We start from the raw sequence: 13,163 nt of genomic DNA on the forward strand, positions 1-13,163 counted from the left end.
ATTATTTTCCTCCTTCCTCAGAAGCTTTCTTTTTTGTAGGAAGGACTTCTCCACGGTAGATCCATACTTTTACGCCTAATTTACCGTATGTTGTATCAGCTTCAACTGCTGCATAGTCAATATCAGCGCGAAGTGTATGAAGTGGAACAGTTCCTTCACTGTAAGATTCTGCACGAGCGATATCAGCTCCGCCAAGACGACCAGAAACCTGTGTTTTAATACCTTTAGCACCTGCACGCATAGCACGTTGAATAACTTGCTTTTGTGCACGACGGAATGATACACGGTTTTCTAATTGACGAGCGATGTTTTCGCCTACTAATTTAGCGTTAAGATCAGCTCTCTTAACTTCTAAAATGTTGATGTGTACACGCTTGCCTGTTAATTGGTTAAGAGCTTTACGAAGTGCTTCAACTTCAGTACCACCTTTACCAATTACCATACCAGGTTTTGCAGTGTGAATTGTAACATTTACACGATTTGCTGCACGTTCGATTTCTACTTTAGCAACAGCAGAATCTTTTAAGCGTACATTAATGTACTCACGGATTTTGATGTCTTCATGTAATAATGTAGCGTAATCTTTCTCAGCGAACCAACGAGATTCCCAGTCACGGATAACACCGACACGAAGACCAATTGGATTAACCTTTTGACCCATCGATTATCCCTCCTTCTTTTCTGATACCACAACTGTAATGTGGCTTGTGCGTTTGTTAATTTGGCTTGCACGACCCATTGCACGTGGACGGAAACGTTTCAACGTTGGACCTTCGTCAACGAAGACTTTTTCAACAACTAGGTTGTTAATGTCCATCTCATAATTGTGCTCTGCATTTGCGATTGCAGATTTTAAAACTTTTTCTACAACTGGAGAAGCAGTTTTTGGTGTGTGGTTAAGGATAGCAATCGCTTCACCCACTTGCTTACCTCGGATTAAGTCTACTACTAAACGAACTTTACGAGGAGCAATACGAACTGTTCTCGCTACTGCTTTAGCTTGCATTGAAGTGCCTCCTCTCATTATCTTCTAGTTTTCTTATCGTCAGCAAGGTGACCTTTATACGTACGAGTTGGTGCGAATTCACCTAACTTATGGCCAACCATATCCTCAGTGATGTACACAGGTACGTGTTTACGACCATCATATACAGCGATTGTGTGTCCGATGAACTGAGGGAAGATTGTTGAACGGCGAGACCAAGTTTTAACAACTTGTTTTTGCTCAGATGCAACTAATTTTTCCATTTTGCTCATTAAGTGATCATCGACAAATGGTCCTTTTTTTAAGCTACGAGCCATTTTGGTGCCTCCCTTCGTGATTGGCGTACGGTTCTAGAAATGAACCGTACTACAATCCCATTATTTTTTACGACGACGAACGATGAATTTGTCAGACGCTTTGTTTTTCTTACGAGTCTTGAATCCAAGAGTTGGTTTACCCCATGGAGACATTGGAGACTTACGTCCGATTGGAGAACGTCCTTCACCACCACCGTGTGGGTGATCAACCGGGTTCATTACAGAACCACGAACTGTTGGGCGTTTACCTAACCAGCGAGAGCGACCTGCTTTACCGATTTTGATAAGTTCGTGTTGTTCGTTACCTACTTGACCGATTGAAGCGCGACAAGCAGATAATACAAGACGTACTTCACCAGAAGTTAAACGTACAAGTACGTATTTACCTTCTTTACCAAGTACTTGAGCAGATGTACCAGCAGAACGAACTAATTGTCCGCCACGACCAGGCTTAAGCTCGATGTTATGAACAACAGTACCTACTGGAATGTTGATTAATGGTAATGCGTTACCGATTTTGATGTCAGCTTCTGGGCCAGACATAACTTCCATACCTACTTCTAAAGATTTAGGAGCAAGAATGTAACGTTTTTCACCGTCAACGTAGTTAATTAATGCGATATTCGCAGAGCGGTTTGGATCGTATTCGATCGTAGCAACGCGTCCTGGAATTCCATCTTTGTTACGCTTAAAGTCGATGATACGGTATTGACGCTTATGTCCGCCACCTTGATGACGTACAGTGATTTTACCTTGGTTATTACGACCAGCCTTCTTGCTTAAAGGAGCAAGTAATGACTTTTCGGGTCTATCAGTCGTGATTTCAGCGAAATCATTCGTAGTCATATTACGACGACCGTTAGTAGTTGGATTATACTTTTTAATTCCCATCTCAATTTCCCTCCTTCTTTAGTAAGAATTAAACGCCTTGGAAGATTTCGATTTCTTTGCTGTCAGCAGTTAGCTTAACGATTGCTTTACGACGACGGCTAGTAAAACCAGCGTGACGACCAACGCGTTTTGCTTTCGGCTTGTAGTTCATGATGTTCACTTTTTCTACTTTAACACCAAAGATCGCTTCAAGAGCATCTTTAACTTCTGTTTTATTAGATTTAACGTCCACATCGAACGTGTATTTTTTTTCAGCCATCATTTCCATAGAACGTTCAGTGATAACTGGGCGCTTAATGATATCACGAGGATCTCTCATTATGCAAGCACCTCCTCTACTTTTTCCACTGCCGCTTTTGTCATGATTAGCTTATCATGATGAAGCACGTCTAAAACGTTTACGCCATCAGCAGTGATTACTGTTACTCCAGGGATATTGCGAGCAGATAACTCTACAGATTCGTTTGCATCAGCAGTTACGATAAGAGCTTTCTTCTCAACAGTTAATCCTTTAAGTACTGCTAGCATGTCTTTTGTTTTTGGTGCATTTAACACTAGGTCTTCAAGAACTACAATGTTGTTCTCAACTACTTTAGTAGCTAATGCAGATTTGATTGCTAAACGACGAACCTTCTTAGGAAGTTTGTACGCATAGCTTCTTGGTGTAGGTCCGAATACCGTACCACCACCACGCCATTGAGGAGAGCGGATAGACCCTTGACGAGCACGTCCAGTTCCTTTTTGACGCCATGGTTTACGACCACCACCGCGAACTTCAGAACGAGTTTTTACTTTGTGTGTACCTTGACGTAAAGATGCACGTTGCATCATTACAGCTTCGAAAAGTACAGCTTCATTTGGTTCGATACCGAAAATAGCTTCAGCTAATTCGATTTCACCAACCTGTGAACCAGTTTGGTTATATACAGTAACTTTTGGCATTGGAATTCCTCCTTCCTATTGTGAATTATTTGCTAACCTTCACAGCGCCTTGAACAACTACAAGAGATTTCTTAGCACCTGGAACGTTACCTTTTACTAGTAATAAGTTGCGCTCAGTGTCAACTTGAACGATTTCTAAGTTTTGGATAGTAACTTGGTCTCCACCCATACGTCCAGCAAGTTTTTTGCCTTTGAATACACGGTTCGGAGCAACTGGGCCCATTGAACCTGGACGACGGTGATAGCGAGAACCATGAGACATAGGTCCGCGAGATTGTCCGTGGCGTTTGATAACACCTTGGAAACCTTTACCTTTAGAAATTCCTGTTACGTCAACGATTTCACCTGCAGCGAAAACTTCAACTTTTACCTCTTGACCAACCTCTAATCCGTCCACGTCTGCATCGCGGATTTCGCGAATGAAGCGCTTAGGAGTTGTAGATGCTTTAGCAGTGTGGCCTTGTTCAGGTTTGTTAGTTAACTTTTCACGTTTATCTTCAAATCCTAACTGGATTGCATTGTAGCCATCAGTTTCAGTTGTTTTCTTTTGAAGAACAACGTTTGGATTAGCAGCGATAACTGTTACTGGGATTAACTCACCGTTCTCAGCAAATACTTGAGTCATACCGATCTTTCTTCCTAAGATTCCTTTGGTCATGAGTTACACCTCCTACATTTTTAAGTTATATAATTTATAGTTTGATTTCGATATCTACACCAGACGGTAAGTCTAAACGCATTAATGAATCTACTGTTTGTGGAGTAGGACTCACGATATCGATTAAACGTTTGTGTGTGCGCATTTCGAATTGCTCACGAGAATCTTTGTACTTATGAACAGCACGAAGAATTGTGTAAATAGTCTTCTCAGTTGGTAATGGGATCGGACCAGAAACTGTTGCCCCAGAACGCTTAGCTGTTTCTACAATTTTCTCAGCTGATTGATCAAGAATACGGTGATCATAAGCTTTTAAACGGATACGAATTTTTTCTTTTGCCATTATTTTCCCTCCTTCGTTCGCCTATTTCTAAAATAGACCTTCTCCATGGAAATTTCCCCACACCATGCCATGGCAAAGCGGCCGGGTGTGTCAGCAACCTTCCACTTCATCGCAGTCAAAGACCAACATTGTCTATTATACAATGTTATTCGTCTAGATGCAAGCATCTTTTTGTTTGCATCTGCTTTTCTCTACTTTTGCTATTATACATGGCACTTTAAAGAATTTCAAGTTTTCATCTAACAGAATTCGTTTTACAGTTTCTGGATTATCTTTTGTTGTTTTTATATTACTATAGAAGAAACTCGTCAAAACAAAAAAACACACTCTTCTTCTTTAGATAAACGCAAACAAAAAACCTAAGGGAAAATCCCTTAGGTTTTTTTATATCAGCTAAGATTACTCAACGATAGTAGCAACTACACCGTAACCTACTGTACGTCCACCTTCACGAATAGAGAATTTAGTTCCCTCTTCGATAGCGATTGGAGCGATAAGTTCGATAGTCATTTCGATGTTGTCACCAGGCATTACCATTTCAGTACCTTCTGGTAATTGGATGATACCAGTTACGTCAGTTGTACGGAAGTAGAACTGAGGACGGTAGTTAGCGAAGAATGGAGTGTGACGTCCACCTTCTTCTTTAGATAATACGAAAACTTCAGCTTTGAATTTAGCGTGTGCTTTTACAGAGCCAGTTTTAGCAAGAACTTGTCCACGTTGGATGTCTTCACGAGCAACCCCACGAAGAAGAGCACCGATGTTGTCTCCAGCTTGAGCTTGGTCAAGAAGTTTACGGAACATTTCTACACCAGTTACAGTTGTAGAAGCATTCTCTTCAGCAAGACCGATGATTTCTACTACGTCACCAACTTTAACGATTCCGCGCTCTACACGACCAGTTGCAACTGTACCACGACCTGTGATAGAGAATACATCCTCGATAGGCATTAAGAATGGTTTGTCAGTTTCACGTTCTGGAGTTGGGATGTAAGCATCAACTTCAGTCATTAATTCAATGATTTTTGCTTCCCAATCAGCTTCTCCTTGAAGAGCTTTAAGAGCAGAACCTTTGATTACAGGAATGTCGTCGCCTGGGAATCCGTATTCAGATAATAGGTCACGAACTTCCATTTCTACTAATTCTAATAATTCTTCGTCGTCTACCATGTCGCATTTGTTTAAGAATACAACGATGTAAGGAACACCTACTTGACGAGAAAGAAGGATGTGCTCACGTGTTTGAGGCATTGGGCCATCAGCAGCAGATACTACTAAGATACCGCCGTCCATTTGAGCAGCACCAGTGATCATGTTTTTAACATAGTCAGCGTGACCTGGGCAGTCAACGTGTGCATAGTGACGAGTTTCAGTTTCGTACTCAACGTGTGCAGTTGAGATTGTGATTCCGCGCTCTCTTTCTTCTGGAGCAGCGTCGATTTGATCGTATCCGCGTGCTTCAGCACCACCAGCTTTTGCAAGAACTGTAGTGATCGCAGCAGTTAATGTAGTTTTACCATGGTCAACGTGGCCGATTGTACCGATGTTAACATGGGGTTTAGAACGTTCGAATTTAGCTTTAGCCATTCTAAATTCCTCCTTAGTTTATATAGGTTATTTTATATTTAGACTAGAAAGCGAAACTTACGTCCCACTTTCTAAGCTTACATAAGTAGTTATACTCGAACAATTGATAAAAATCAATTATTCGCCTTTATTTTTTTTAATAATTTCTTCTGAAACAGACTTCGGTACTTCTTCATAATGATCAAATGTCATTGAGAATGTTCCGCGTCCTTGAGTGTTAGAACGTAATGCTGTCGCATAACCGAACATTTCAGAAAGTGGAACCATAGCGCGAACAACTTGTGCGTTACCGCGAGCTTCCATACCTTCTACACGTCCACGACGAGATGTTACGTCACCCATGATGTCTCCCATGTACTCTTCAGGAATTACAACTTCAACTTTCATCATTGGCTCAAGAATTACTGGGTTACATTTAGAAACCGCAGCTTTAAGTGCCATTGATGCAGCGATTTTGAACGCCATCTCAGATGAATCGACATCATGGTAAGAACCGTCAACTAATGCTGCTTTAATGTCAACTAGTGGATAACCAGCTAGTACACCATTTTTAAGTGAGTCTTCAAGACCCGCTCCAACAGCTGGGATGTATTCACGTGGAACTACACCGCCGACGATTTTGTTTTCGAATTCAAATCCTTTACCTTCTTCGTTAGGTGCAAACTCAATCCAAACGTGACCGAATTGTCCACGTCCACCAGATTGACGAGCAAACTTACCTTCAACTTTCGCAGCAGCGCGGAAAGTTTCACGGTATGCTACCTGAGGAGCACCAACGTTTGCTTCGACTTTGAATTCACGGCGCATACGGTCAACGATGATATCAAGATGAAGTTCACCCATACCAGCGATGATAGTTTGGCCAGTTTCTTGGTCAGTGTGAGCACGGAATGTTGGATCTTCTTCAGAAAGCTTAGATAATGCTGTACCCATTTTATCTTGGTCAGCTTTAGATTTTGGTTCGATAGCTACAGAGATAACTGGCTCTGGGAATTCCATAGACTCAAGGATAACAAGGCTCTTCTCGTCACAAAGAGTATCACCAGTAGTAGTATCTTTTAAACCTACAGCAGCAGCGATATCACCAGCGTAAACTGTTGAAATCTCTTCACGGCTGTTAGCGTGCATTTGTAGGATACGTCCTACACGCTCACGCTTACCTTTAGTTGAGTTTTTCACGTATGATCCAGAGTTTAACACACCAGAGTACACACGGAAGAACGTTAACTTACCAACATAAGGGTCAGTCATGATTTTGAATGCTAAAGCTGCGAATGGTTCTTCATCGCTAGACTTACGTTCGATTTCTTCATCTGTATCCGGAAGAGTACCTTTAATAGCAGGTACATCTAATGGAGATGGTAGGTAGTCGATAACTGCGTCTAACAGAATTTGAACACCTTTGTTTTTGAATGCAGAACCACAGATTACTGGGAAGAATTCTACAGAAGTTGTAGCCTTACGGATACCAGCTTTAAGCTCTTCTACAGTGATTTCTTCACCTTCTAGGTACTTCATCATCATTTCTTCATCAAGCTCAGCTACCGCTTCAATAAGCTTTCCGCGGTATTCTTCAGCTAGTTCTTTGTGCTCTTCAGGAATTTCGACACGCTCGATGTCTGTTCCTAAATCGTTACCGTACATGTAAGCACACTCTTCAACAAGGTCAATGATACCATTGAACTCATCTTCAGCACCGATTGGTAACTGAATTGGATGTGCGTTTGCTTGTAAACGATCGTGGATTGTTCCTACAGAGTATAAGAAATCTGCACCGATCTTATCCATTTTGTTAACGAATACGATACGAGGTACACCGTAAGTAGTAGCCTGACGCCAAACAGTTTCTGTTTGTGGTTCTACACCAGATTGTGCATCAAGTACTGCTACCGCACCATCAAGTACGCGTAAAGAACGTTCTACTTCTACTGTGAAGTCTACGTGTCCTGGAGTGTCAATGATGTTTACACGGTGACCTTTCCATTGAGCTGTAGTTGCAGCAGAAGTAATTGTGATACCACGCTCTTGCTCTTGCTCCATCCAGTCCATCTGAGATGCACCTTCATGAGTTTCACCGATTTTATGAATACGTCCTGTGTAATACAGAATACGCTCAGTTGCTGTTGTTTTACCAGCATCGATGTGAGCCATGATACCAATATTACGAGTGTTTTCTAAAGAGAACTCTCTTGTCATTTGGTGTCTTGCTCCTTCCATATATGGATTGGATTTTTTATTTTAAGTAGCAAAAAAGCCACTTTATATTGTTACATATGCCAGTGTCCAGTACCCTCATTATGTAAAACGAGCGCCCAACGAAAGGGAGAGGCATTCTCCCTCTCCACACTTCCATAAGCGACAAATAAAGCGGTTTATGCTTACATTTATTTTACGTTGAATCCTACCAACGGTAATGAGCAAATGCTTTGTTAGCTTCTGCCATTTTATGAGTGTCTTCACGTTTCTTAACAGATGCACCAGCGTTGTTAGCTGCATCTAAGATTTCGTAAGCTAGACGCTCTTCCATAGTTTTTTCACCACGAAGACGAGCATAGTTTACTAACCAGCGAAGACCTAAAGTTGTACGACGTTCTGGACGAACCTCAACTGGAACTTGGTAGTTAGCACCACCAACACGACGAGCGCGTACTTCAAGAACAGGCATGATGTTCTTAAGAGCTTGCTCGAATACTTCCATTGGTTCTTTATCTGAACGTTCACGAACGATATCGAAAGCGTTATAAAGAATTGTTTGAGATTTACCTTTTTTACCGTCAACCATCATTTTGTTGATAAGGCGTGTTACTAGCTTAGAATTGTACATTGGATCTGGTAACACGTCACGTTTCGCAACAGGTCCTTTACGAGGCATATTGAGTTCCTCCTTTCATTATAAGTTTATTATTTTTTAGCAGGTTTTGGTCGCTTAGTACCATATTTAGAACGTCCTTGCATACGTTTGTCAACACCAGCTGTATCAAGCGCTCCACGAACGATGTGGTAACGTACCCCTGGTAAATCCTTTACTCGACCACCGCGAATTAATACTACGCTATGCTCTTGTAAATTATGACCGATACCTGGGATGTAAGCTGTAACTTCAATACCGTTTGTTAAACGTACACGAGCGTATTTACGTAACGCTGAGTTAGGTTTCTTTGGAGTCATTGTACCAACACGAGTACATACACCACGTTTTTGAGGTGCAGAGATATCAGTTGATTTTTTCTTTAAAGAGTTAAAACCTTTGTTTAACGCAGGTGATTTAGATTTCCATACTTTATCAGTACGACCATTTCTCACTAATTGGTTAATAGTAGGCATTTGATTATCCTCCCTTCGCATGTTTGTATGACCACATATCCAGGTGGTTCATTATTAGTTGAAAACAAAGTTTTTGCAAGGAAGAGCAAATGCTCTCTCCTCACAAAAACAGTTTTAACTTATTATTCCTATTGCTGAAGCTCCCACTTGAATCCCCGAAACTTTTCCAAGTTTACGAACTGATTCAACTTTTGTTATGGGTATGTTATGTTGCAAAGCAGTGCGAATGATAACATGGGTTAACCGCACATCAGCATCTTCTGCAATAACAACTTCTTTAACTATACCATTTTTAATTGCTTCCAATGTGCGTTTATGACCAACGACTACATTTTCAGCATTTGACACTTTTTGATAAGACATATAAATATCCTCCAAAGCATCGTTCAGGAGCAACCTTGATTATAGTAACATTTTGACTCATACAATGTCAACTAGGATTAGATGTTTTTATACAAAATTTACGACGGAAAATTTTACTGTTCCACATAAATCTCATCGTTTTCTACATTCATGTTATCTTGTGTTGTTTTTACAAGATCCACTTTGCGATAACGATTCATACCTGTTCCAGCAGGAACAAGTTTACCGATAATAACGTTCTCTTTCAATCCTAGAAGCTCATCACGTTTACCTTTAATTGCTGCATCAGTTAAGACACGAGTTGTTTCTTGGAATGATGCTGCAGATAAGAATGAATCAGTTTCAAGTGAAGCTTTTGTAATACCAAGTAGAACAGGTCTAGCTGTCGCTGGTTGTTTACCTTTCAGTAACACCTTCGCATTCGCATCAGTAAACTGATGGATATCTAGTAATGTTCCTGGTAATACGTCTGTTTCACCTGCATCACTTACACGAACTTTACGTAGCATTTGACGTACCATTACCTCTACGTGTTTGTCACCAATTTCTACCCCTTGCATACGGTATACTTTTTGAACTTCACGTAATAAGTATTCTTGAACTGCTGTAATGTCCGTTACTTTTAGTAATTCTTTCGGATCAATAGAACCTTCTGTTAACTCTTTACCGTGGCTAATTGGCTGTCCTAGCGTTACTTTCAGACGAGCACCGTAAGGAATAGCATACGTACGAGCTTCAACTTCACCCTGTACAACTACTTCTTGGCGATCTTTAACATCGTTGATCGCTGCGATAACACCGTCGATTTCACTGATAACTGCCTGACCTTTCGGATTACGAGCTTCGAAGATCTCTTGGATACGAGGTAAACCTTGAGTGATATCATCTCCGGCAACCCCACCTGTATGGAATGTACGCATCGTTAACTGTGTACCTGGCTCACCGATAGATTGAGCTGCGATAATACCTACCGCTTCTCCTACTTCTACGTCTGTACCAGTTGCTAAGTTACGACCGTAACACTTCTTACATACACCATGGCGAGTGTTACACGTAAACGCTGAACGAATATTTACAGTTTCAACACCCGAATTTTCAACGATATGAGCGATATCTTCAGTAATTAATTGGTTTTCACTAACTAATACTTCACCTGTTTCAGGATGTTTTACAGTTTTTCTTGCAAAACGTCCAACAAGACGATCATATAATGACTCAATTACTTCATTACCCTCTTTAATCGCACCAATTAATAGACCACGATCTGTTCCACAATCATCTTCACGGACAATTACATCTTGTGCAACGTCTACAAGACGACGTGTTAAGTAACCAGAATCGGCAGTTTTAAGTGCTGTATCGGCAAGACCTTTACGCGCACCATGCGTAGAGATGAAGTACTCAAGTACTGTTAAACCTTCACGGAAACTCGATTTGATTGGAAGTTCGATGATACGACCAGATGGATTGGCCATCAGACCACGCATACCAGCAAGCTGAGTAAAGTTAGATGCGTTACCACGGGCACCTGAGTCACTCATCATGAAGATTGGATTGCGTTTATTCAAGGATTTCATCAGTTTTCCTTGGATAACATCTTTTGCATTACTCCAGATAGAGATAACGCGATCGTAACGTTCTTCTTCCGTGATTAAACCGCGACGGAATTGTTTAATTACATTATCTACTTTTGCTTGTGCTTCGTGGAGAATTTCATCTTTTTCGCCTAATACAAGAATGTCAGATACCCCAACTGTAATACCAGCTTTTGTAGAGTACTTGAACCCTAAGTTTTTCATACGGTCAAGCATGCGAGACGTTTCTGTAATTTGGAAACGTTTGAACACTTCCGCAATGATGTTACCAAGGATCTTCTTGCTAAATGGCGCCACTTCTTCGCGACTAGCAATAATTTCTTTAATGTTCGCACCTTTTTCAACGAAATATTCCGCTGGTGTTTCTTTTTCAAGGTTTGAGTTTGTCGGTTCATTAATATAAGGGAACGACTCTGGTAAGATTTCGTTAAATATTAATTTACCAACTGTTGTTAATAGAAGCTTACCTTTTTGCTCTTCAGTAAACGTTACGTTATTTACTGAACTTGCAGCAACTGCAACACGTGTGTGCAGATGTACATATCCATTTTGATATGCAAGTATTGCTTCGTTTGCATCTTTGAAGACCATACCTTCACCGATTGCGCCTTCACGCTCAAGTGTTAAGTAGTAGTTACCTAATACCATATCCTGAGATGGAGTAACAACTGGTTTTCCGTCTTTTGGATTCAAGATGTTTTGTGCCGCTAACATAAGAATACGAGCTTCTGCTTGTGCCTCTGATGATAACGGAACGTGAACCGCCATTTGGTCACCGTCAAAGTCCGCGTTGTATGCAGTACATACAAGTGGGTGAAGACGAATTGCGCGACCTTCTACTAATGTAGGTTCAAACGCCTGGATACCAAGACGGTGAAGTGTTGGTGCGCGGTTTAGAAGTACTGGATGTTCTTTAATCACAGATTCTAAAACGTCCCAAACTTCAGGGTGTACACGCTCAATTTTACGTTTCGCACTCTTAATGTTGTGTGCTAACCCTTTTCCAACTAACTCTTTCATAACAAAAGGTTTGAACAGTTCAAGCGCCATTTCTTTCGGTAATCCACATTGGTACATCTTTAAGTTCGGTCCTACAACGATTACAGAACGGCCAGAGTAGTCAACACGTTTACCTAATAAGTTTTGACGGAAACGTCCTTGTTTACCTTTAAGCATGTGAGATAGTGATTTTAATGGACGGTTACCTGGTCCAGTTACTGGACGTCCACGACGACCATTATCAATTAATGCATCTACAGCTTCTTGTAACATACGTTTTTCGTTTTGAACGATGATGCTTGGAGCACCTAGGTCCAATAGACGTTTTAAACGGTTGTTACGGTTAATTACACGACGATATAAGTCGTTTAAGTCAGAAGTAGCAAAACGTCCACCATCTAACTGTACCATTGGGCGTAGTTCTGGTGGGATAACTGGTAGAACATCTAAGATCATCCAAGATGGTTCATTTCCAGAGTTACGGAATGCTTCTAATACTTCTAGACGTTTAATAGCACGAGTACGGCGTTGTCCTTGTGCTGTTTTTAATTCTTCTTTTAAGAAGTCTACTTCTTTATCTAAATCAATGTCTTGTAGTAGCTTTTTAATCGCTTCTGCACCCATAGCAGCTTGGAATGTGCTACCATATCGATCACGATATGCACGGTATTCTTTTTCAGAAAGTAATTGCTTCTTATCAAGTGGTGTATCTCCACTTTCTGTTACAACATAAGAAGCGAAATAAATTACTTCTTCAAGCGCGCGAGGGGACATGTCTAAGACAAGTCCCATGCGGCTCGGGATACCTTTGAAATACCAAATATGAGATACAGGAGCAGCTAATTCAATATGACCCATACGTTCACGACGTACTTTTGCACGCGTTACTTCAACGCCACATCGATCACAAACTACACCTTTATAACGTACACGTTTGTATTTTCCGCAATGACATTCCCAGTCCTTTTGTGGTCCGAAAATACGCTCACAGAACAAGCCATCTTTTTCAGGCTTTAACGTACGATAGTTAATAGTTTCTGGTTTCTTAACTTCACCGTATGACCAAGAACGAATCTTGTCAGGTGAAGCAAGTCCAATCTTCATATATTCAAAGTTATTTACATCTATCAAGGGGCCTACCTCCCTTTTAGTCTACAGG

The 13,163-nt window shown here is 40.9% G+C and carries 14 protein-coding genes; all 14 read right to left on the reverse strand.

Going from position 1 to position 13,163, the window contains the following annotated elements; all coding sequences use genetic code 11:
* Window position 1: 1 nt before the first annotated feature.
* The 14 genes from rpsC to rpoC all read right to left on the reverse strand — a co-directional run bounded on the left by rpsC (window position 2) and on the right by rpoC (window position 13,135).
* Window positions 2-661, reverse strand: a complete 660-nt coding sequence (gene rpsC / locus ACTJJY_RS26985) for a 30S ribosomal protein S3 (protein WP_000529956.1) — start codon at window positions 659-661, stop codon at window positions 2-4.
* 3 nt (window positions 662-664) lie between these two features.
* On the reverse strand, window positions 665-1,006 hold the full coding sequence (rplV, locus tag ACTJJY_RS26990; protein ID WP_001148024.1) for a 50S ribosomal protein L22: 342 nt from the start codon (window positions 1,004-1,006) through the stop codon (window positions 665-667).
* A gap of 17 nt (window positions 1,007-1,023) precedes the next feature.
* The gene (rpsS, locus tag ACTJJY_RS26995) at window positions 1,024-1,302 is read right to left on the reverse strand and encodes a 30S ribosomal protein S19 (protein WP_000124454.1); all 279 of its coding nucleotides are present in this window, start codon (window positions 1,300-1,302) and stop codon (window positions 1,024-1,026) included.
* Window positions 1,303-1,362: 60 nt separating this feature from the next.
* A complete protein-coding gene (gene rplB, locus ACTJJY_RS27000; RefSeq protein ID WP_000511583.1) occupies window positions 1,363-2,193 on the reverse strand; it encodes a 50S ribosomal protein L2 in 831 nt (276 codons plus the stop codon).
* 28 nt (window positions 2,194-2,221) lie between these two features.
* On the reverse strand, window positions 2,222-2,512 hold the full coding sequence (gene rplW, locus ACTJJY_RS27005) for a 50S ribosomal protein L23 (RefSeq protein WP_001205558.1): 291 nt from the start codon (window positions 2,510-2,512) through the stop codon (window positions 2,222-2,224).
* On the reverse strand, window positions 2,512-3,135 hold the full coding sequence (gene rplD, locus ACTJJY_RS27010; RefSeq protein WP_001127258.1) for a 50S ribosomal protein L4: 624 nt from the start codon (window positions 3,133-3,135) through the stop codon (window positions 2,512-2,514). The genes rplW and rplD overlap by 1 nt, the downstream gene beginning before the upstream one ends.
* 25 nt (window positions 3,136-3,160) lie before the next feature.
* Entirely contained in the window at window positions 3,161-3,793 is a 633-nt protein-coding gene (gene rplC / locus ACTJJY_RS27015; RefSeq protein WP_000160209.1) for a 50S ribosomal protein L3, read from the reverse strand.
* Between the two features lie 34 nt (window positions 3,794-3,827).
* Window positions 3,828-4,136 carry a 30S ribosomal protein S10 gene (rpsJ, locus tag ACTJJY_RS27020; RefSeq protein ID WP_001040595.1) on the reverse strand — a complete coding sequence of 103 codons (309 nt, stop codon included), beginning with the start codon at window positions 4,134-4,136 and terminating at the stop codon, window positions 3,828-3,830.
* 399 nt (window positions 4,137-4,535) lie between these two features.
* Window positions 4,536-5,723 (reverse strand): elongation factor Tu, encoded by a 1,188-nt coding sequence (gene tuf / locus ACTJJY_RS27025; RefSeq protein WP_001029617.1) that lies wholly within the window; start codon window positions 5,721-5,723, stop codon window positions 4,536-4,538.
* A 117-nt stretch (window positions 5,724-5,840) separates the two neighbouring features.
* The gene (fusA, locus tag ACTJJY_RS27030; RefSeq protein ID WP_000196383.1) at window positions 5,841-7,919 is read right to left on the reverse strand and encodes an elongation factor G; all 2,079 of its coding nucleotides are present in this window, start codon (window positions 7,917-7,919) and stop codon (window positions 5,841-5,843) included.
* A 205-nt stretch (window positions 7,920-8,124) separates the two neighbouring features.
* Window positions 8,125-8,595 (reverse strand): 30S ribosomal protein S7, encoded by a 471-nt coding sequence (gene rpsG, locus ACTJJY_RS27035; RefSeq protein ID WP_001137492.1) that lies wholly within the window; start codon window positions 8,593-8,595, stop codon window positions 8,125-8,127.
* 29 nt (window positions 8,596-8,624) lie between these two features.
* Window positions 8,625-9,047: a 30S ribosomal protein S12 gene (rpsL, locus tag ACTJJY_RS27040; RefSeq protein WP_001142341.1), complete on the reverse strand. Its 423-nt coding sequence runs from the start codon at window positions 9,045-9,047 to the stop codon at window positions 8,625-8,627.
* Between the two features lie 114 nt (window positions 9,048-9,161).
* Entirely contained in the window at window positions 9,162-9,410 is a 249-nt protein-coding gene (locus ACTJJY_RS27045) for a 50S ribosomal protein L7ae-like protein (RefSeq protein WP_000121833.1), read from the reverse strand.
* Window positions 9,411-9,523: 113 nt separating this feature from the next.
* Window positions 9,524-13,135, reverse strand: a complete 3,612-nt coding sequence (gene rpoC, locus ACTJJY_RS27050) for a DNA-directed RNA polymerase subunit beta' (RefSeq protein WP_440607034.1) — start codon at window positions 13,133-13,135, stop codon at window positions 9,524-9,526.
* Between the last annotated feature and the right edge of the window lie 28 nt (window positions 13,136-13,163).

It is taken from the genome of Bacillus sp. 22475 (assembly GCF_052044835.1).
Taxonomy (GTDB): domain Bacteria; phylum Bacillota; class Bacilli; order Bacillales; family Bacillaceae_G; genus Bacillus_A; species Bacillus_A cereus.